Source organism: Halobacillus mangrovi (assembly GCF_002097535.1).
In the GTDB taxonomy this organism is placed as follows: domain Bacteria; phylum Bacillota; class Bacilli; order Bacillales; family Halobacillaceae; genus Halobacillus; species Halobacillus mangrovi_A.
Genome location: NZ_CP020772.1, coordinates 2,324,129 through 2,345,049, shown reverse-complemented (window position 1 = coordinate 2,345,049; position 20,921 = coordinate 2,324,129). Strand labels below are relative to the sequence as shown.

Genomic DNA, 20,921 nt, shown 5'->3' with positions numbered 1-20,921 from the left:
CTTTTTGACCCCATCCATTTGGGGTCTTTTACAATTTCCATCTCATTTTATTCAAGGCTCCTAAGGATGTGTGCTATAATTGGTAAAGTATGAATAAAGATCGTTTTGGAGGATTTACCTTATGGCAAACTATACACCCATGATGCAGCAATATTTGAAAATTAAATCCCAGCAGAAAGATGCTTTTCTTTTCTTCAGGCTAGGCGACTTTTACGAAATGTTCTTTGAAGATGCGCTTACAGCTTCGAAAGAACTGGAAATCACTCTGACTAGTAGGGATGGGGGAGCGGATGAAAGAATTCCGATGTGCGGTGTCCCTTATCATTCTGCAGAAAATTACATAAAACAACTGGTTGAAAAAGGCTACAAGGTCGCCATCTGTGAACAAGTGGAAGACCCGAAACAGGCAAAAGGTGTAGTCAAACGTGAAGTGGTTCAGATGATTACTCCTGGGACAGTAATGGAAGGAAGCATGCTCGATGAGAAAGAAAACAATTATATCGCTTCCTTAAGTAAGTTCGAAGACGGCACCTATACAGTAAGCTATAATGACTTAACTACAGGGGAAAATAGCGTGGCCCTTGTCGCAGACGGATTTGATGCTGCTATCGGGGAACTCTACAGTCGTCCAGTAAAAGAAGTTGTCGTATCCAGTGATTTTCCGGCAGAGCAACAAGAAATGCTAAAGGAACGTCTAGGGTATACCGTTTCTTATCAGGATGAGACTACTATTGAGGAAGCTTTCGTTGATCTAGTGGCTGACGTACATCAAGATAAACTTAAGATTGGATTTGGTCGATTACTTCAATATATTCAACAAACTCAAAAGCGTACCCTTGATCATTTACAACCTGTTAAAGTAATTGAGTTAAAGCAATATATGACTTTGGACATGTATTCAAAGCGGAATCTTGAATTACTTGAAACACTAAGAAAAGGTGGAAAATCAGGCAGTTTATTATCCATTGTCGACCAGACAATCACTTCAATGGGAGCGAGGATGCTTAAGAAATGGATGGAGCGTCCTTTGCTCTCCAAAAACGCAATTGATACGCGACATAGTCAGGTAGAAGGATTTCTTCATCAATTCTTAGAGAGGGAAACGTTAAGAGAGCAATTAACATCTGTTTACGATTTGGAACGTCTAGCTGGAAGAGTTGCTTACGGAAATGTGAACGCAAGAGATTTAATTCAACTAAGAAACTCCCTGCGTAAGATTCCCGAGATTTTAGAAACGCTGCGTGAGTTCACTCATCCATCCATTGAAGAGCTTTATCATTCGATCGATCCACTTCACGAATTGAAAGAATTGCTGGAAGCAAGTATTGCGGATGATCCTCCGATGACGATTAAAGAAGGCGGTTTGATTCGTGACGGATTTCATGATCAATTGGATGAGTATAGGGACGCTTCAAAAAACGGGAAGCAGTGGATTGCAGAATTAGAACAGAAAGAGAGAAAAGCAACGGGGATCAAGTCCTTAAAAGTAGGATACAACCGCGTATTTGGCTATTACATTGAAGTGACCAAAGCTAATTTGCGTCTTCTACCAGAAGGGATGTACGAACGAAAACAAACCCTTACGAATGCCGAGCGCTTCATAACCCCGGAATTAAAGGAAAAAGAGTCGATCATTTTGGAGGCACAAGAAAAAAGTGTTGATCTTGAATATGAATTGTTCCTTGAAGTTCGTGATCAAGTAAAAACTTATGTTCAAAAACTGCAGTATTTAGCTGATCAAATCAGTAGAATTGATGTCCTTCAAGGATTTGCTCAGACAGCTGAAACAAACAGCTATGTACGGCCGACCTATAAAGAAGATACAAGAACTGTAGATATCAAACAAGGAAGACACCCCGTCGTTGAAAAAGTATTAAAAGGGGATACATTCGTTCCTAACGATATCTATATGAATGATGAAACGGATGTCCTTCTGATTACAGGTCCGAATATGTCGGGTAAAAGTACCTACATGAGACAACTAGCTCTTACTGCGATCTTAGGACAGATGGGAAGTTTTGTTCCTTGCGATTCTGCTAATCTGCCAATCTTTGATCAAATATTTACTCGGATAGGAGCTGCAGATGATCTTGTCTCAGGCCAAAGTACATTCATGGTCGAAATGCTCGAAGCTAATCATGCCCTAGCCCACGCGACTGAAAACAGTATGATTTTACTCGATGAGATTGGCAGGGGGACGAGCACCTACGATGGAATGGCGTTAGCGCAGGCAATCGTTGAGCACATTCATGAACATATAAGAGCAAAGACCTTATTCTCCACGCACTATCACGAGCTTACTTCCCTTGAAGGCGAACTGGAGCGTTTGAAAAATGTTCACGTTAGGGCTGAAGAATACGAGGGCAATGTTGTGTTCCTTCACCAAATTAAAGAAGGACCTGCTGACGAGAGCTATGGTATTCACGTGGCCAAACTTGCTGATCTTCCAAAACCTCTAATTACAAGAGCTACCGAGCTCCTTGACCAATTAGAAGGTGCTTATTCATCAGCGGAAGCCGCAGCGAGTGCAGAAGAGGAGCAATTGAGTTTGTTTATTGAGGAGGAATCTCCGAAGGCACGTAAAGCTGAGCGTTCTGCCAGTCAATTTGAACAGCATATACAAAATTTGAATTTATTAGAAATGACTCCAATGGATGCAATGAATGAGCTATATCAACTGCAGAAAAAAATGAAGTCATAAAGTAGTAAAGGAGGTACAGAGATGGGGCGAATCCAACTCATGCCAGACCATTTGTCCAATAAAATAGCTGCCGGGGAAGTTGTCGAGCGCCCAGCCTCTGTCGTAAAAGAGTTAGTAGAAAACAGCATTGATGCAGGGGCTGCTTGGGTCAATGTTGAACTATTAGAAGCAGGACTTGAGAGGATTCGGATAACAGATAACGGTGCCGGCATGGATCAGGAAGATTGCGAACGGGCGTTTTACCGGCATGCCACAAGTAAAATAAGTAATGAAAATGATCTTTTTCATGTACGAACACTTGGCTTCCGCGGCGAGGCTCTTGCGAGTATTGCCGCTGTAAGCCGTCTTACGATTCAAACCTCAACTGGAAATGAGGCTGGAACAAAACTGGATCTCGAAGGCGGTAAACTCGTCAATGAAAGTAAAAGCGATGCAAGGCAGGGAACAGATATCACTGTGGAGGAGTTATTTTTCAACACGCCTGCCCGTTTAAAATATATGAAGACCATCCACACAGAGCTTGGTCATATAACAGATGTCATGAATCGCATGGCACTTGCACACCCAGAAGTGAAGTTCACCTGCACGCACAATGAAAAGCAGATCTTTCAAACGAATGGGCGGGGAGATTTGCTTCAAGTCGTAGCAAACATTTATGGGGTCAATGTTGCACGAAAGATGGTTCCGATCGAAGCAGAAACACTGGATTTTAAAGTGAAAGGGTATGTAGCTAAACCCGAAATCTATAGAGCTTCACGTAATTATATGTCAACCATTGTTAATGGGCGTTTTATTAGGCATATTCCTTTAAATAAAGCTGTTTTACAGGGGTATCACACCTTGCTTCCGATAGGAAAAAGTCCAATTGTTGTGTTGAATATTGAAATGGACCCAATTCTCGTCGATGTCAACGTTCATCCTTCAAAACTGGAAGTACGATTCAGTAAGGAAAAAGAATTGTTCGAGGTTCTTGAAGAAACCATTCGTCGAGCATTTCGGAAAGAGACGTTGATTCCTAATGTTGAGCAGTCCAAGCCTAAGCCGAAAAAGCAACTAAGTACCCAGGGGACATTTAACTTCGACCACGACCATAAAGAAGAAGCTCACCAAAAGCGGGAAGAGTCGATAGATCATCTTATGAAAGAGACGCTGCCGCCTAAGACAAAGGACAATTACTCTAATCAGCAAGATGAGGTCCTTAAAGAAATGACAACAAAGTTTGAACCACTTCAGGAGAAAACAGAAGAAAAAGAAGAAACAAATCATCAACATGAAGAAGCAGTAGACCGAGTACCGACCATGTATCCGATCGGTCAACTTCATGGGACCTATATATTGGCTCAAAATGAAGAAGGTATGTACATTGTCGATCAGCATGCAGCTCAGGAAAGAATTAAATACGAATTTTTCCGTGACAAGCTGGCAGAAGTAGATCATGAAGTTCAGGAATTGCTTGTGCCAATGACCTTTGATTTCTCAAGACAAGAAGCTCTCCGTATTGAAGAGTACAAAGAAGAACTTGAGAAAGTCGGTCTATTCTTTGAACCTTTCGGAGACAACAGTTTTATTGTAAGGAGTCATCCCCAATGGTTTCCAAAAGGTTTTGAAGAAGAAGTGATCTATGAAATGATCGATCAGCTTACGAACAAAGAGCGGATAGATATATTAAAATTAAGAGAAGAAGCTGCTATTTTAATGTCGTGTAAACGTTCAATCAAAGCAAATCATTATCTGAATCAATCAGACATGTTTCAACTGCTTGAAGATCTCAGAAAATCAACAGATCCCTTTACTTGTCCTCATGGCAGGCCCATTATCGTTTTCTTCTCAGAATATGAGATGGAGAAAATGTTCAAGAGAGTGATGTCGTGAAGACCAAAAAGCTCAACACACATATTCTAGGTGTTGAGCTTATTTTTGTGGGATCAAGACTTGGTCCATTTTTTGAGCCCTTTCCATTGTTTTTCTAACTTACTCAATGCTTGAGAGTTTTGAAGATGAATTTCTGAGTCACAGTGTGGGCAAGTCACGTGATTCGTATCTTCAAAGATTGCTGCAGCTCCAGCTTCCACTTTATTCCCACAGTTAGGACAATTAAATTCAACTTTTTGTCCCTTCAACCTTTCTTTTGCATCCATAAACATATCGCCTCCCTATACACACGTATTCGATATTAAGGTCTCTGTTTCCTGTTACTCCCAGAATTTTAGACATAATTAAACCGCCCTAAGTTGACATAATCAAATTACAGTCAAACCAAGAGCGGTATGTAAATGTTGTATCGCACCAGACTATCCCACCATTCGGAGTAGGGGAGGGGGTCATGATATATTTTTTTGTTGCAATAAAAAACGGAAATAATTATCGATCTGTTTGATTTCATCAGGCTGAATACCGAACCATGCTTTTTTATCAAAAAACACAGGTTTATCATAACCTTTGGTTTCGAGGAGTTGTTTAATCTCACGCATTTCATCTTCCAGCTCATCGCTGAGACCTAAAAGATAATCCGCAGTGGTATGAAGTGCATGAGCAATCTTCGTCAAGTCGATCAAATCCGGAGAAGTATAATTCCGTTCCCAATTTGAGACGACCTGGGCAGACACACCGACTTTTTCAGCTAACATCGTTTGTGTGAAACCTCTATCTTTCCTAAGTGAACGAATTCTTTCATGTACCACTGTGATACGCCTCCTTTTTTATACTATAACACAAACTAACGAATCTCGATAGTGAAACTAACGAATATTTTGAATTTTAATAACGGAATCCGTTAGTGCGGGTAACGAATTCCGTTAGTTAGGCTGCTGAGGTATGATTGTAGAGGGATTCATGTATAATAAGAATCAGTGCAAAGGAGGGAAGGTTTATGAAAAAACCAAAAGTCATTTCTGTAGTTGGACCGACTGCGGTGGGGAAGTCAAAACTCGGAGTCCATATCGCTAAGCATTTTGGCGGGGAAGTCATCAGTGGAGATTCTATGCAAATTTACAAGTCAATGGATATCGGAACAGCCAAAGTGACAAAAGAAGAAATGGAAGGAATTCCACACCACATGATTGATTTAAAGGATCCTTCTGAAGATTTTTCAGTTGCAGAATTTCAAGAAACTGTACAAAATTTGATATATAAAATAGATAAGAATGGTAAACTTCCTGTCATTGTGGGAGGTACAGGTCTTTACATACAAGCAACCCTTTATGATTTCAATTTCTCTGAAACAAAGAAAGATGATGCAGTGATTAAGAAGTTAGAAGAGGAAGCAAAAGAACGAGGAATGCAGCACATGTACGATCGCTTGAAGTCAGTCGATCCTGAGCAAGCGAGCAGAATTCATCCTAATAACGAACGGCGTGTATTGAGAGCGCTGGAAGTCTACGAAACAACAGGCAAGGTCATGAGCGATTATCAGGAGGAACAACCAGATGAGTCTCCTTTCAGCCCCATCATCATTGGTTTAGAAATGGATCGTAATCAGCTATATGACCGAATAAACAAAAGGGTCGATAAAATGGTAGATGAAGGGCTGGTAGAAGAAGTAAGAAGTCTTTATGAACAAGGGCTGGAAGATCAACAATCTATGAAAGCCATTGGATACAAGGAGCTGATTCCATACTTTAAAGGTGAATATGGCTTGAACGATGCGATTGAACTTTTAAAACGTAACTCCCGCCGTTACGCTAAACGACAATACACGTACTTTAGAAACAAAATGGATGTAAACTGGTATGAAGTGACGGAAGATGATTACGAAGAGAAATTTGCAACAATTTTGGCCGATCTTGCAGGAATGCTGAAGTAAAACATAGAATGGTAGTATTACAGATAGAAAAGAGGAGGAAGATCCATGGCCCAATCCGTAAATATTCAAGACAACTATTTAAATCAATTGAGGAAAGAGCGTATGCAGGTGACTTGCTTTCTACTAAACGGCTTCCAATTACGCGGTGTTGTTAAGGCGTTTGATAACTTTACCGTGCTCCTTGAAACAGAAGGGAAGCAGCAGTTAATTTTCAAACATGCGATTTCGACTTTTGCACCGATGAAAAACGTTTCATTGGATAAGGAATAAAAGTAAGAATTTCACGCTGTAAATTGAAATAGGTGATGAGTGGAAAAAACGGGAGCTTATGACAGCTTCCGTTTTTTCATTGTCTGGGCGTTTGTCACAGGTGATCTCCTTTTTGCGTATGATGAAGGGAAACGAGGAGGGATCCATGTGCAATCGCAGGCAAAGGCAGTAAAACCTGGTACGATCAATATTGTACTAAACGAATCGAAAGGGAAAGAAACTCCGGTTCAACAAGTCCAATCCAAAGAGAATACGTTGACTCCTTTTCGTAAAATTGATGATTATTTCTCTTCCATCATAGGGATGGAAAATTTAAAGGTCCGTATAAAGGAGATTTATGCCCAGGTTTTAGTCGCTCAAAAGAGAAAAGATGTCGGATTGAAATCAAATGGGCAGGTTTTACACATGGTTTTCAAAGGAAATCCTGGTACGGGTAAAACGACTATTGCCCGTATGGTAGCAAAACTCTTTAGTGAAATCGATGTGCTTGAGAAAGGTCATTTTATAGAAGCAGATCGAAGTGATTTGGTAGGCGAGTATATTGGGCATACCGCGCAGAAAACAAAAGACCTGATTCATAAATCCCTAGGAGGTGTACTCTTCATTGATGAAGCGTACTCACTTGCACGCGGAGGGGAAAAGGATTTTGGGAAAGAAGCGATTGATACGATTGTTAAATGCATGGAGGATCACCATGATGAATTAATTATTATCTTGGCAGGGTACCCTGATGAGATGGATGATTTTCTAAAAATCAATCCGGGTCTTGCTTCGAGATTTCCTATTCAATTATCTTTTTCTAATTACTCTGCAACAGAGTTATCAGGAATAGCTTCTGAGATGTTGAAAGAACGACAGTATTGCTTGACGAAGGAAGCGGAAAGAAGATTGTTCAATCACCTTGTGCACGTCTGTTCGGAATCATCGTATAACTTTTCTAATGCAAGGTATGTGCGCAATGTAATTGAGGAAGCTATAAGAAAGCACGCCTGGAGGGTTGTATGCAGTCTTGATCAGCGTAAATCAACTTTGATGACGCTTCAGCCGGAGGATTTTGCTGAAATCCAATCACGCTATAACTACCATTAATGGATGCAAATATCTATCCTGCTATTTTTTTGATATGATGGAGAAGAAAAGAGGAGAAGAAAAGAAGGTGTTACAATGAAGGCAAAAGAACAAGTCATCCTCGTAGCAAGAAAAAATCCACAAGAACAAGAAGAACGGTTTCAATCTTCTCTCGAAGAGCTTCAGTCCTTAACGGAAACTGCTAATGGAGAAGTATGTAAAGTTATTACTCAAAATAGAGACCGGGTTCACCCGGCTACATATCTAGGACAAGGAAAGCTTGAAGAAATTAAAATAGCTGCAGATGAGATCGATGCTGATCTTGTTATTTTCAATGATGAGCTTTCCCCTGGTCAGTTAAGGAATATAACGGATCGAATTGAACGTCGCGTTATTGATCGCAGTCAACTTATTTTGGATATCTTTGCTGGGCGTGCCCGTACCAAGGAAGGGAAGCTTCAAGTAGAATTAGCTCAGCTTCAATATTTATTACCACGGCTCGCTGGACAGGGGACCGAACTTTCTCGTCTTGGTGGCGGGATTGGCACTCGCGGACCTGGTGAAACGAAACTGGAGACCGACCGCCGGCATATTCAGAGAAGGATAGATGATATTAAAACAAGGCTGAATACAGTTGTGAAACAGCGAGAACAGTACCGAAAACGCCGAAAAGAAAACATGGCTTTTCAAATCGCAATTGTCGGCTATACCAATGCAGGGAAATCAACGTTCTTTAATCGAGTAACAGAAAGTGAATCCTTTGAAGAGGATCTGTTGTTTGCTACGCTTGACCCTTTAACAAGGCAAATGAGTCTTCCATCAGGTTTTCAAGCGCTCATCTCTGATACAGTTGGGTTCATCCAGGACCTCCCTACAACATTGATTGCTGCGTTTCGTTCGACTCTTGAGGAAGTTACAGAAGCAGATTTTATCATTCATATGGTAGATGCCTCACACCCTGATCATATCCAGCAGGAACGAACTGTATTGCATTTATTAGAAGAATTGGAAGCAGGTCATCTCCCAATCCTTACCGTTTACAATAAGAAGGACCTACTGAATGATGATTTCATCCCAAATATCCATCCATCATTAACCGTCAGTGTCCATGACCGAATTGATATTAAACGCATACTGGATAAAGTAGAAGTCGTGTTAAAAGAAGAGTGGTACGAATATGACCTATTTTTGCCAGCCTCAGATGGTAAGCTGCTACAGCAGTTTAAAAAGTACAGCATGATTACATCACTGCAATTTTTAGAAGATAAAGAAGGGTATGCTCTTCATGGATTTATTCATCCAGAGCACCCGCTAAGACATCAGATTTTATAAGATATGAAAAAGGCAGGAAAAGCACCGTGAATATACAAGAAGTAATAAGACAAGCAGAAGAAGAAATTATTCATAAACACAAGGAAGTTAACCAAATCGTCGAAGAGAACCAGGCAAATGTTTTGAACGCTTTCCAAAAGTTGAGGGTGAGCGACTCCCATTTTAACCCAACGACAGGCTATGGTTATGATGACTTTGGGCGGGATACATTAGAAGCTTTGTATGCGGAAATATTTAAAGCTGAAGATGCGCTTGTCCGCCCTCAGCTTATTTCTGGCACGCATGCCATCACAACAGCCTTGTTCGGAGTCTTAAGACCGGGGGACGAGCTTTTATACATCACTGGCGAGCCATATGACACGCTACACGAAGTGGTTGGGAAAAAAGGCGGTAAAGACACTGGGTCGTTAAGAGATTTCGGAGTTTCCTACAACTCGATTCCTATTACAAAGGAAGGCTCGTTTGATGTAGAACGAATAAGAGAAACGATCTCTCCTGAGACTAAGATTGTCGCTATCCAACGATCGAAAGGTTATGATGACCGGCCCTCTTTTACTATCGAAGAGATCTCTCAGATGATTAAGGAAGTGCGGCAAGTTAAATCGGATGCAGTAATTTTCGTTGACAATTGCTACGGCGAGTTTGTAGAAACACGCGAGCCTATTGAAGCTGGAGCAGATTTGATTGCTGGTTCGCTGATTAAAAATCCTGGTGGAGGTATTGCCAGGATCGGAGGATACATAGCAGGAAGAAAAGACCTAATTGAGTTGTGCAGTTATCGTCTTACCGCCCCAGGATTAGGAAAAGAAACAGGAGCAAGCTTGAATAGTTTGCAGGAAATGTATCAAGGGATCTTTTTGGCTCCGCATGTAGTTGGAGAGGCCTTAAAAGGAGCCATTTTTACAGCGAAGTTTTTAGAGACGTTAGGCTTTAATACGAACCCATCATTCGATGCGAAAAGGACAGACCTGATTCAATCGGTCAATTTCGAAACCGCAGAGCAAATGGTCCGCTTTTGTCAGGCGATTCAACAAGCTTCCCCTGTTAATTCTCATGTTCTCCCTCAGCCTAGTGCAATGCCTGGATATGAGGACGACGTCATAATGGCAGCAGGTACGTTCATCCAGGGAGCAAGTTTGGAATTAACGGCAGACGGGCCTATTCGTCCACCTTATACCGCTTTTATTCAAGGTGGATTGACCTACGCACATGTAAAAATTGCAGTCAACCAAGCAGTGGCACACTTGATCGAAGACGGAATATTCACCCCGGTCAGGTAGATACTGAGATTTTCTAACAAAGAATGTCTCTCCGCTCTGTCTCATAATGAATAGAGAATTTATAGAGACATGAAAAAACGATGAAATGGGTATTTCTTATCGGAATCTTACCGAGAATTTTTATTCTTATTTTATTATGTGAACATTTCTCACATATGTTGACATATCCCCTGTCTGACGTATAATTAAAGTATCATTCTTATGGGGAGGAGGCACATCGATGAGTGATGAAATTCGTCGTTCTATGCCGTTGTTCCCGATGGGGATTGTTCAATCTTTAACGGATCTTACTGCTCGCCAGATTCGATATTATGAACAGCACGAGCTGATTTATCCTGCGCGATCAGAAGGCAACCGCCGTTTATTCTCGTTCAATGATGTCGATCGATTGTTAGAAATCAAAGACCTCATTGACCAAGGAGTGAATATGGCGGGTATTAAGAAGGTTCTTAAGCTTAACGAGCAGCCGAAGAACGAAGCATATGATGAGGAACAGGTTCAAGAAGTTCATAATGAACTTTCTGAGAAAGAACTTCGCCGTATGCTCCAACAAGAACTATTCACCGCGGGACGACAAGGTAAATTAGGTATTCGGCAGGGAGAATTATCTAGGTTCTTCCATTAAATTATGTTGAGAGGGGAATATTGAATGGGTTTGACTAAAGAAGAAATCTACAAAAAAATTGATGAAGAAAACGTCCGGTTTATCCGACTGCAATTTACGGATATGCTCGGTACAATTAAAAACGTGGAAATCCCACTAAGCCAGTTAGACAAAGCACTAGACGGAATGATGATGTTTGATGGATCGTCCATAGAAGGATTCGTTCGAATTGAAGAATCTGATATGTACCTGGTGCCAGATTTAGATACATTCGTCGTTTTCCCTTGGACATCGGAAAAAGGGAAAGTGGCACGATTCATTTGTGACATATACAACCCAGACAAGACTCCATTTGAAGGCTGTCCGCGTTATAATTTGAAGCGCAACATCAAGAAAATGGAGAAACTTGGATTTTCCGCCTTCAACATCGGAACAGAGCCAGAATTCTTCTTGTTTAAGCTAGATCAATCAGGAGATCCTACAATGGAGTTAAATGATAAAGGTGGGTACTTCGACCTTGCTCCTACAGATCTAGGTGAAAATTGCCGCCGTGATATCGTTCTTGAACTAGAAGAAATGGGTTTTGAAATTGAAGCTTCTCACCATGAAGTAGCTCCAGGACAGCATGAAATTGACTTTAAATACTCCGATGCTGTGAAACACTGTGATGATATTCAGACATTTAAATTAGTTGTTAAGACAATCGCGCGTCAGCATGGATTGCATGCAACCTTTATGCCAAAGCCTCTATTTGGTGTGAACGGATCCGGAATGCACGCAAACATGTCCTTATTCAACGAAAGCGGAAATGCGTTCTTCGATGAAAACGGCAAGGAACAACTTTCAGATGTGGCGTATCAGTTCACAGCTGGAATTATTAAACATGCCACAAACTTTACAGCTGTAACGAACCCTACAGTGAACTCCTTCAAGCGTCTAGTGCCCGGGTATGAAGCCCCTTGTTATGTCGCTTGGTCCGGCCAAAACCGTAGTCCACTTGTACGCGTACCGACTTCTCGTGGTCTCAGCACGCGTATTGAGGTGCGTAGTGTTGACCCGGCAGCGAACCCTTACATGGCAATGGCTGTGCTATTAGCTGCAGGGCTTGATGGTGTGGAGAATAAATTGGATGCTCCTGCGCCGGTTGACCGAAATATCTATGTGATGGATAAAAAAGAGCGTGAAGCGCACGGTGTTAAAGACCTTCCAGCGACACTTTACGATGCCCTCGTTGAGCTGCAGAAGGATTCGATTATGGTTGAAGCCCTTGGGGAGCACCTATTCGAGCATTTTATTGAAGCGAAAGAAATTGAATGGGATATGTTCCGTACGCAAGTCCATCCTTGGGAACGCGAACAATACTTACAAACGTATTAATGGATAGGAAAACCCTCGATCTTCAGGATCGAGGGTTTTTTCAAATTATTTCTAGTGTACAAAAAGAGATGCACTCCATATAATAGACATAAGAACAAATGTTCGCTTTATTTGAGGAGTGATACAAATGAGTGATTTAATGGTCCGTGCAAAAGAAGAAAAAGCAAAAATTGAAATCATTTATATGTCCGGTCAAGGGACGCTTACTCAACGGATGATTCGAGTCATTGCTATACGTGACACCTACATTCTTGCCTATTGTTTCAATCGCAAGGAGGTGCGAGCGTTCCACACAGAAAATATTCTCTCTGCTTTTCCGATAACCAATAGCAGAGGCGTGGGAGCATGATTAATTCTATTCAAGTAATAGGGTGAGGCAAATCTTTTATTTATCACTTAAACGCTAATAGATAAATTCTTTTTACCTGATTGCTTCCCAACTATTGACTCTACTGGTGTATGTGGTATAGTTAGAGTTAATTATTCTTGTTCGTTTACGAATGAAAGAAAAAGTAACTTTTAAGTCACTTTCGTCTTGAATGAATATGCAGAGCAATAATAGTAATACATTGTGGAAAGAGTTCCACGCAGGAGGTAACTACATGTTACAAGGTAATGTTAAATGGTTTAACGCAGAAAAAGGTTTTGGATTTATCGAAGTAGAAGGTCAAGACGATGTATTCGTACACTTCTCTGCTATTCAAGGCGAAGGATTTAAAACTTTAGAAGAAAACGAAACTGTTACTTTTGAAATCGTTGAAGGTAACCGTGGACCCCAAGCAGCTAACGTTCAAAAATAAAACGTCAAGCATAAAAAAGAGCCTCTCCAAAGAGAGGCTCTTTTTTATTAGTTGTTGGGTATATAACCAACATAAAAGAGACGAGCCGCGGCTCGTCTCTTTTTTTAATGCACAGTACGGTATAAACCAACGACTTTGCCAAGAATGGAAACATCACTAAGAATGATCGGATCCATGGTGGCATTTTCAGGCTGTAGACGTATGTGAGTTTTTTCTTTAAAGAACCGTTTCACAGTAGCTTCTTCATCCTCTGTCATAGCAACAACAATATCACCATTCTGGGCTGTTTGCTGCTGTCTCACAACAACCATATCACCATCAAGAATACCGGCCTCAATCATACTTTCTCCTTGAACGATCAAAACAAAAGTATTGTCATCGGAACCAGCCAGGGTGTCTGGCAGAGGAACATACTCCTCAATGTTTTCAACAGCTGTAATCGGAGAACCTGCCGTAACCTTACCAATAACTGGAGCATAGGCAGCCTCGCTGCGAGGAATACTGTGATCTTCTTCTAGTTCAATCACTTCGATCGCGCGAGGTTTCGTGGGGTCCCTGCGGATATATCCTTTTTTTTCTAATCTTGATAGATGTCCATGAACGGTAGAACTGGATGCTAGACCTACAGACTGACCAATTTCACGCACAGAGGGCGGATAACCTTTCAATAATACTTGTTCTTTTATAAAATCTAGTATTTCTTGCTGCCGCTTTGAAAGTTTGCTCATAGATTGCCACCTCGTACATAGGATTATAGTAACCACATTGTACCATGCCTATATTCAAAATACAAACAAGCGTTCGAAAAAACGGTTGACAAGAACTTGTGTTCGTATATAATTGAAATTAACCAAATGCGAACAAAAGTTCTTAAGAACATAAGTTCTCAAAATGGAGGTTTTTTTAAATGTTTAACAAACTATCAAAGCTTGATCTCACGTATCTAGTATTATTCGTAGCGAGTTTAGCGTTTTTATACTTTTCTATGGTCACAACAGGATAGATTGTAATATCCTTGTTAAAGTAATTTTAGAAAAGGGAGACCGGACATGATGAGAGTCGTTCTATATTGTCGAGTAAGTACGGAAAAGGAAGCGCAAGTATCTTCTTTGAATAGGCAAAGAGCTGAATTGATGCGGATGGCCGAGCATCATAAAATGGAAATCGTGGATTGTATTGTGGAACAGGCAAGCGGTTATGAGATCGAACGGGAAGGAATTTTCCGCTTGCTTGAATACTTTTCTAGTCGTAGCGCTGATGCCCTTCTTATTCAAGACGAAACAAGGCTTGGAAGAGGAAATACGAAGATTGCTTTATTCCATCAACTGAAAAAGCTTAATATTCGGATTTATTCGTTGTCCCAGGAGGGTGAATTGGAAATTTCAGAGTCAGATTCCATGGTTCTGCAAATTGTAGGTATTGTTGAAGAATATCAAAGGAAAATACATAATATGAAAATCCGAAGAGGAATGAAAAAAGCCGTTGAAGATGGGTACAACCCAGCTGCCAATCTCTCAAACAAAGATATGGCGTCAGGGAGAGAGAGGATCGACTTTCCTATAGAGGAAGTTATTCGGTTACGCCGTAATAAGTTAACTTTCAAAGACATTGCGTCAACTCTAAGAGGAGTGGGCTATGATGTATCCAAAGCCACCGTTCACCGCAGGTATCAGGAGTACGTATCACTTGAAAAACAAAGTCAATCAAGTTACGATAATGTAGACAAGGGTGAATAACCTCTTGTCTTTTTCTTGTCTTAACGACATTAACCCACAATTACGAAAGCGGGGGATGTACTATGCTATCGAAAGATAAAATCAATCGCATAAATGAACTAGCTAATAAATCGAAAAAAGAAGAGCTTACGAAATCTGAAAAAGATGAGCAGCAAAAGCTTCGTCAGGAATATTTGAAGAGTGCTCGTAAGTCATTCAAAAATCAGTTGAAGGGCGTTAAAGTTATTGATCCTTTAGGAAATGATGTAACCCCTAACAAGCTGAAACAGATGCAGCAGAACGAGAAAAAAAATTAATGAAAGGATCCGTACTTTTAAAAGTGCGGATTTTTTGTTTAAGAAATCCGATTAAGGGAAAATTAGGCAAGAATTAAAAGGAATTATTGAAAAAGTTGTACGATTGCTTGTCTCAAATCTATTTTCATTATAGGATAAGACATGGTACATATACCTGAGAAAGGGGAATAAAGATTATGGCAAACAGCCTTGAACAAACTTCTATTAATACAATCCGTACTTTAGCTATTGATGCAGTAGAAAAAGCGAGTTCGGGACACCCGGGTATGCCGATGGGGGCAGCCCCAATGGCTTACACACTTTGGACGAAATTCATGAACCACAACCCAAGTAATTCAGAGTGGTTCAACCGTGATCGTTTTGTACTTTCAGCTGGACACGGCTCAATGCTTCTATACAGCCTTTTACACCTGTCTGGATACAACGTGAGTATCGATGATCTAAAATCCTTCCGCCAATGGGGATCAAATACGCCAGGACACCCTGAATACGGCCACACTGATGGGGTAGAGGCGACTACAGGCCCACTTGGACAAGGGTTGGCTATGGCTACAGGGATGGCTATGGCAGAGGCTCACCTTGGTGCAAAATACAACCGTGACGACTACAATGTAGTTGACCATTACACGTACGCCATTTGCGGTGACGGTGACTTAATGGAAGGGGTCTCTCAAGAATCAGCTTCCCTTGCAGGTCACTTAGGACTAGGAAAATTAATCGTCCTCTACGATTCTAACGATATCTCCCTGGACGGTGACCTTGACCGTTCCTTTAGTGAGAGTGTAGAGAAACGCTATGAAGCTTACGGCTGGCAAGTGATTCGTGTAGAAGATGGAACCGATACCAATGAAATTACTAATGCGATTGAAAAGGCGAAGCAAAATGCAGATCAACCGACAATGATTGAAGTGAAAACGGTTATCGGATACGGTGCACCTACTAAATCTGGTAAATCAGCTTCTCACGGTGCACCTTTAGGTGAAGACGAAGCTACAAAAACGAAAGAGTTTTATAAGTGGGAGCATGAACCATTCCACGTTCCTGATGAAGTTTATGCTGATTTCAAAGAAAAAGTTCAGCAAAACGGAGAACAGCAAGAGCAAGCTTGGAATGATAAGCTGAAGCAGTATAAAGAAGCGTATCCAGAACTTGCTTCTGAATTTGAAACAGCGATCAAAGGTGAGCTTCCAGAAGGATGGGAAAAGCAGCTTCCGACCTTTACAGTCGGTGAAGACAGTCCGGCTACCCGTGCTGCTTCTGGAGAAGTTATCAATGCTCTTTCTAAAGAGATTCCGAATTTCTTTGGCGGAAGTGCTGACCTTGCCGGTTCAAACAAGACAGCTGTTAAAGAAGAAGAAGACTTCTCTCGTGAGAACTACGCAGGACGTAACATTTGGTTTGGTGTTCGTGAATTTGCCATGGCTGCCGCAATGAACGGCATGGCCCTTCACGGAGGTCTGAAAGCTTATGCAGGAACGTTCTTTGTATTCAGCGACTACCTGCGTCCAGCTATTCGTCTTTCAGCCCTTATGAATTTGCCAGTGAACTATGTATTTACCCATGACTCTGTTGCCGTAGGAGAAGACGGTCCAACACACGAGCCAATTGAACAGCTTCCTTCTCTTCGTGCAATGCCAAATCTCTCTGTCATTCGTCCGGCTGACGGGAATGAAACGAGTGCCGCGTGGAGACTAGCACTTGAATCCAATACAACTCCTAACGCACTTGTACTTACTCGTCAAGGACTTCCGACGCTTGAAGGTACAGCGGAGAAGGCGTATGAAGGTGTGAAGCATGGTGCTTACATTTTAAGTGATTCAGACAAAAAAGATCCTGATGCAATCCTGCTTGCTTCTGGTTCCGAAGTACAGTTGATTGTAGAAGCACAGTCTGAGTTGAAGAAGAAAGGCTATGACGTCCGCGTTGTAAGTGTTCCTTCCTTTGATCGCTTCAATGCGCAGAGCGCAGAGTACAAAGAGGAAGTATTACCATCTAATGTACGTACACGTCTTGCCGTTGAAATGGCCGCATCATTTGGCTGGGAGCGTTATGTAGGTCTGGATGGATCAGTGCTTGGCATTGATAAGTTCGGTGCATCTGCACCAGGAGATACAGTCATTGAAAATTATGGCTTTACTGTAGACAACGTTGTCAAACATGCTGAAAATCTTATGAAATAAGTAACCTTTAAAAAGCTGCTGGTATATTAATACCAGCAGCTTTTTTTGTTTGCATTTCTTTCAACTTTTTGGCATTTCGACAAACTTCGCTATAGACACGGGACATAAAGTGACAGATTTTCAATAGCGCTCATCGATATAATACAAAAAAGGAGTGAAAGGAATGCAGTTCTTCATATTTTCAATTAAGCAAGAAATTGTCCAACTTTATTATTATAAAGTGGAAGTAATGAAACGCTTCTTCCTTGAATTTGTGAGGAATTCAAAATCTGTAACATATATAAAGCAGTTTTCTTACATCTCAGAATTGTTTCCTTTTAAAGAGTGGATTGAGGGCTGTATTCTAGAAAAGAACACCTCAAGAAAAAATATCGCCTTCAGTTTTCCGTTCTTCGATAACGACATTTTCTGTGGTATAATGGATAATAAGAACTATTGTTGTCTTTTTCAGTGTGATAGTCTCTGGCAGGCAAATAAGGACGTTTTTCAGCCGTTACGAACATCCTCTCAATCGTTTTTTATTATTGAAAAGGGTGGCGAGCATTATGGCTGGATTTCGCCTTTGGAAGGTCAGTGTCTATTAACGTGAAACGACTATTGTATTTCTGTTAACGTTTTACTATACTGTTATGGGAGACAACACGAAGGAGGAAGACGAAGACATGACTTTGGGGATCGTATGGGTTGTCATCATTGCCCTGCTGACACTTCTCGGCGGTGTAGCCCTTGGCTTTTTCATTGCGAGAAAATATATGATGAACTATTTGAAGAAAAACCCACCTATTAATGAACAAATGCTGCGCACATTGATGATGCAGATGGGGCAGAAGCCATCACAGAAGAAAATCAATCAAATGATGCGTTCTATGAACAACCAAATGAAATAATTCGTAAAGCCTTCTTTCCAAAAGAAAGAGGGCTTTTTACTTAAGAATAGGAATATCATGGTTATTGTTCACAGCGGTTTCATCGTCATTTCATCCTTGTTCTGATACAATGGATACTTAGTACGACTTTGGAGGAAACACACATGTCAGAAGTAAACATTTTCTTAGCATTCGGAGCAGGATTTTTATCTTTCATATCTCCGTGTGTGCTGCCGCTTTTTCCTGCATTTTTATCCTATATAACTGGGATGAGTGTTAATGAATTAAGGGAAGATAACGGGATGTTAAAAAAGCAGAGCTTGATACATACAATCCTGTTCCTATTAGGCTTTACCACGATATTTTTGATTCTAGGTTTATCTGGATCGTTTTTTGCTCAGTTTATGATTCAAAACGAAGAGATCATCCGCAGACTTGGTGCAATATTAATTATCTTTTTCGGTTTTGTCATCATTGGTGTATTTAATTTCCAATTCCTAATGAAGGATAGAAAAATTACGTTTAAGAATCGGCCTGCGGGGTATCTGGGGTCATTCATTATTGGTCTTACTTTTTCACTAGGATGGACGCCTTGTACCGGACCGATCCTCGGGGCTGTTTTGGCACTAGGAGTGGATCAGCCAAATTTATTTCTTGTTATGATGATTGCCTATTCATTGGGGTTTTCAATCCCGTTTTTAGTTCTATCTTTTTTTGTAGGGAAGTTAGATTGGATTAAACGAAACAGTGCAAAGATTGTAAAGATTGGAGGTTATTTCATGATATTCATGGGAATTGCCCTTTATTTAGATTGGCTGACCAAACTTACGTCTTATCTTTCTGGCGTGTTTGGAGGGTTCCAAGGCTTTTAAAGCATGGATTTTCGTGAAATAATATATTATGATGAAAGTATTGATAAAAACATAAAGGAGTAAACGTATGACCCGAACAAATGACATTATTCTCAGAACAACGACTACACTAATAGCTTTCATATTACTAGGGTTTTCCATTTACTTATTTTTTGCGGGACACAATAAACCCGGCGGTGGTTTTATAGGCGGACTAATGACATCTGCTGCATTTGTCCTGATGTATATGGCTTATGGGTTTAGAGCTATGCAAAAGATTCTTCCGATTACCTTCCGTTACGTCATTCCAGTAGGATTGATGATTGCATTAGCAACCGGCATTGGATCTTTTGTATTCGGAGAGCCGTTTCTCAGTCAAACATTCGCTTATTTCCAGCTGCCGATCCTTGGAAAAACAGAACTTGCTACAGCGCTTTTGTTTGACCTTGGCGTGTACCTGACAGTAATAGGGGTGACAATGACGATCATTCTTACAATTGCTAATGACTGTGAAGAGTCAAAGCAAGCTTAACAAAAAATGTGATCTCAAAGGCGACTGACCGTATGTTAAACTATTGATGAATGGACAGAGAAGAAAGAGTGAAACAATATGTTTTGGTTGATAGCAAGCACAATTGTAGCAGCTGGCATGGCTACAGCAATGATATTTGTCCGGCTGAGGGCTGCAAAGCGGCCAGCAAGCGTTAAAAAAATTATTCTCCCTCCATTGTTCATGAGTACAGGGGCCTTGATGTTTGTGTTCCCTGTATTTCGCGTGGAGTGGACACAGGTGTTGGAAGCACTAGTAGTGGGTGCTTTATTTTCAGTATTTCTAATACGTACGTCTAAGTTGGAGGTGCGTGAAGGGGACATCTACCTAAAACCTTCTAAAGCCTTTATATTTATTTTATTTGGGTTATTGGTTCTTCGAATTGTCTTGAAACTGGTCATAGGTCAAACGGTATCCTTTGGTGAAACAAGCGGGATGTTCTTCTTACTCGCCTTCGGCATGATTTTGACTTGGCGGCTGGCAATGCTGAAACAATACTTACGTCTTGAAAAAACATTAGATACAAAGAAAAACTTGGCAAGAAGAGTGTGAATTTGTATGATACACACTCTTTTTTACTCTAAAATGTATAAGGAAAATAAAAACCACATGGGGGTCCCATGTGGTTTTTCTATGTCGCTTTGTATGAACGTTCAAGAAGCGGTTCGTAAGGGGCCAGATCAATTTCTTTTTCCTCAAGTTTTTTGATAAGAAACTTGTGGTCCCTTTTTGGTGTAGCTAAAATGTAGCCTTCTATCAGAATATCCTGAGTTATTTTCTTCTTTCTCTTTTCCAAAGCAATCTGACCAATTTTTCCTGCAATTTTCTGTCTGGCTACATCCCTGAATATTTCCGGTACGGGCGAGACGAGTTCCTCCAGTAGGTCTTTATGATCCTGAGACCACATATGACGTGTCTGGTCAACATAATATTCTTCCCAGTCTATGATTGATTTTCCATCTTCTTTAGGTAGACGCTTAAGAAATTTCCTGAACATAAAGTATCCACCTATCGTCATCAAACCTACCATGATGACGACCCATCCAACGATGAAGAAGGCAAATCCACCTGACATATGATCACCTGTTTCGTTTTCTAAGTAATAATTATTTCTTTTTTATTATAAAAGCTTGTGTCTATAAATACAAGAACGGCAGTAAGAATGAGTAGTCAACACGTGTCGATTTCAGAAAAATTGTGCAGATATA

At 40.8% G+C, this 20,921-nt stretch carries 23 protein-coding genes; 19 read left to right on the top strand and 4 right to left on the bottom strand.

What is annotated here, in order from left to right; genetic code table 11:
- Window positions 1–121: 121 nt before the first annotated feature.
- Window positions 122–2,701, top strand: a complete 2,580-nt coding sequence (gene mutS, locus HM131_RS11510) for a DNA mismatch repair protein MutS (RefSeq protein WP_085029896.1) — start codon at window positions 122–124, stop codon at window positions 2,699–2,701.
- A 21-nt stretch (window positions 2,702–2,722) separates the two neighbouring features.
- On the top strand, window positions 2,723–4,573 hold the full coding sequence (mutL, locus tag HM131_RS11505) for a DNA mismatch repair endonuclease MutL (protein ID WP_085029895.1): 1,851 nt from the start codon (window positions 2,723–2,725) through the stop codon (window positions 4,571–4,573).
- 53 nt (window positions 4,574–4,626) lie between these two features.
- Here mutL and HM131_RS11500 read toward each other — a convergent pair whose 3' ends face one another.
- The gene (locus HM131_RS11500; protein ID WP_085029894.1) at window positions 4,627–4,839 is read right to left on the bottom strand and encodes a hypothetical protein; all 213 of its coding nucleotides are present in this window, start codon (window positions 4,837–4,839) and stop codon (window positions 4,627–4,629) included.
- A gap of 183 nt (window positions 4,840–5,022) precedes the next feature.
- On the bottom strand, window positions 5,023–5,382 hold the full coding sequence (locus tag HM131_RS11495) for a helix-turn-helix domain-containing protein (protein WP_035543175.1): 360 nt from the start codon (window positions 5,380–5,382) through the stop codon (window positions 5,023–5,025).
- A gap of 188 nt (window positions 5,383–5,570) precedes the next feature.
- On the opposite strand from HM131_RS11495, the gene miaA reads away from it, so the two are divergent.
- The 9 genes from miaA (at window position 5,571) to HM131_RS11450 (ending at window position 13,234) form a co-directional block, all read left to right on the top strand.
- Entirely contained in the window at window positions 5,571–6,503 is a 933-nt protein-coding gene (miaA, locus tag HM131_RS11490) for a tRNA (adenosine(37)-N6)-dimethylallyltransferase MiaA (protein ID WP_085029893.1), read from the top strand.
- Window positions 6,504–6,548: 45 nt separating this feature from the next.
- The gene (hfq, locus tag HM131_RS11485) at window positions 6,549–6,773 is read left to right on the top strand and encodes an RNA chaperone Hfq (RefSeq protein ID WP_085029892.1); all 225 of its coding nucleotides are present in this window, start codon (window positions 6,549–6,551) and stop codon (window positions 6,771–6,773) included.
- A gap of 147 nt (window positions 6,774–6,920) precedes the next feature.
- Window positions 6,921–7,862, top strand: coding sequence for an AAA family ATPase (locus HM131_RS11480; RefSeq protein WP_085031957.1), 942 nt, complete (start codon window positions 6,921–6,923; stop codon window positions 7,860–7,862).
- Between the two features lie 75 nt (window positions 7,863–7,937).
- A complete protein-coding gene (gene hflX, locus HM131_RS11475; RefSeq protein ID WP_085029891.1) occupies window positions 7,938–9,173 on the top strand; it encodes a GTPase HflX in 1,236 nt (411 codons plus the stop codon).
- Between the two features lie 26 nt (window positions 9,174–9,199).
- Window positions 9,200–10,453, top strand: a complete 1,254-nt coding sequence (locus HM131_RS11470; protein ID WP_085029890.1) for a methionine gamma-lyase family protein — start codon at window positions 9,200–9,202, stop codon at window positions 10,451–10,453.
- Between the two features lie 220 nt (window positions 10,454–10,673).
- Window positions 10,674–11,078, top strand: coding sequence for a MerR family transcriptional regulator (locus tag HM131_RS11465; RefSeq protein WP_085029889.1), 405 nt, complete (start codon window positions 10,674–10,676; stop codon window positions 11,076–11,078).
- A 24-nt stretch (window positions 11,079–11,102) separates the two neighbouring features.
- Window positions 11,103–12,434 (top strand): type I glutamate--ammonia ligase, encoded by a 1,332-nt coding sequence (glnA, locus tag HM131_RS11460; RefSeq protein WP_085029888.1) that lies wholly within the window; start codon window positions 11,103–11,105, stop codon window positions 12,432–12,434.
- A 127-nt stretch (window positions 12,435–12,561) separates the two neighbouring features.
- Window positions 12,562–12,783, top strand: a complete 222-nt coding sequence (locus HM131_RS11455) for a hypothetical protein (RefSeq protein ID WP_085029887.1) — start codon at window positions 12,562–12,564, stop codon at window positions 12,781–12,783.
- A gap of 253 nt (window positions 12,784–13,036) precedes the next feature.
- On the top strand, window positions 13,037–13,234 hold the full coding sequence (locus tag HM131_RS11450; protein WP_035553249.1) for a cold-shock protein: 198 nt from the start codon (window positions 13,037–13,039) through the stop codon (window positions 13,232–13,234).
- Window positions 13,235–13,338: 104 nt separating this feature from the next.
- Here the strand turns inward: HM131_RS11450 and lexA are convergent, their stop codons facing one another.
- Window positions 13,339–13,962 carry a transcriptional repressor LexA gene (gene lexA / locus HM131_RS11445; RefSeq protein WP_085029886.1) on the bottom strand — a complete coding sequence of 208 codons (624 nt, stop codon included), beginning with the start codon at window positions 13,960–13,962 and terminating at the stop codon, window positions 13,339–13,341.
- 324 nt (window positions 13,963–14,286) lie between these two features.
- Between lexA and HM131_RS11440 the strand changes: the two genes are divergently transcribed.
- The 8 genes from HM131_RS11440 to HM131_RS11405 all read left to right on the top strand — a co-directional run bounded on the left by HM131_RS11440 (window position 14,287) and on the right by HM131_RS11405 (window position 20,265).
- Window positions 14,287–14,970: a YneB family resolvase-like protein gene (locus HM131_RS11440; RefSeq protein ID WP_085031955.1), complete on the top strand. Its 684-nt coding sequence runs from the start codon at window positions 14,287–14,289 to the stop codon at window positions 14,968–14,970.
- Window positions 14,971–15,032: 62 nt separating this feature from the next.
- Window positions 15,033–15,266 (top strand): DUF896 domain-containing protein, encoded by a 234-nt coding sequence (locus HM131_RS11435; protein ID WP_085029885.1) that lies wholly within the window; start codon window positions 15,033–15,035, stop codon window positions 15,264–15,266.
- A gap of 176 nt (window positions 15,267–15,442) precedes the next feature.
- Window positions 15,443–17,446, top strand: a complete 2,004-nt coding sequence (tkt, locus tag HM131_RS11430; RefSeq protein WP_085029884.1) for a transketolase — start codon at window positions 15,443–15,445, stop codon at window positions 17,444–17,446.
- Window positions 17,447–17,609: 163 nt separating this feature from the next.
- Entirely contained in the window at window positions 17,610–18,035 is a 426-nt protein-coding gene (sirA, locus tag HM131_RS21320) for a sporulation inhibitor of replication protein SirA (protein WP_085029883.1), read from the top strand.
- Window positions 18,036–18,114: 79 nt separating this feature from the next.
- On the top strand, window positions 18,115–18,333 hold the full coding sequence (locus HM131_RS11420) for a YneF family protein (RefSeq protein WP_198162777.1): 219 nt from the start codon (window positions 18,115–18,117) through the stop codon (window positions 18,331–18,333).
- A gap of 143 nt (window positions 18,334–18,476) precedes the next feature.
- On the top strand, window positions 18,477–19,184 hold the full coding sequence (locus tag HM131_RS11415) for a cytochrome c biogenesis CcdA family protein (RefSeq protein WP_085029881.1): 708 nt from the start codon (window positions 18,477–18,479) through the stop codon (window positions 19,182–19,184).
- Window positions 19,185–19,251: 67 nt separating this feature from the next.
- Window positions 19,252–19,695: a Na(+)/H(+) antiporter subunit B gene (locus HM131_RS11410; protein WP_085029880.1), complete on the top strand. Its 444-nt coding sequence runs from the start codon at window positions 19,252–19,254 to the stop codon at window positions 19,693–19,695.
- 78 nt (window positions 19,696–19,773) lie between these two features.
- Window positions 19,774–20,265 (top strand): CcdC family protein, encoded by a 492-nt coding sequence (locus tag HM131_RS11405; RefSeq protein WP_085029879.1) that lies wholly within the window; start codon window positions 19,774–19,776, stop codon window positions 20,263–20,265.
- A gap of 79 nt (window positions 20,266–20,344) precedes the next feature.
- Here HM131_RS11405 and HM131_RS11400 read toward each other — a convergent pair whose 3' ends face one another.
- On the bottom strand, window positions 20,345–20,788 hold the full coding sequence (locus HM131_RS11400) for a DUF2621 domain-containing protein (protein ID WP_085029878.1): 444 nt from the start codon (window positions 20,786–20,788) through the stop codon (window positions 20,345–20,347).
- Window positions 20,789–20,921: the final 133 nt, after the last annotated feature.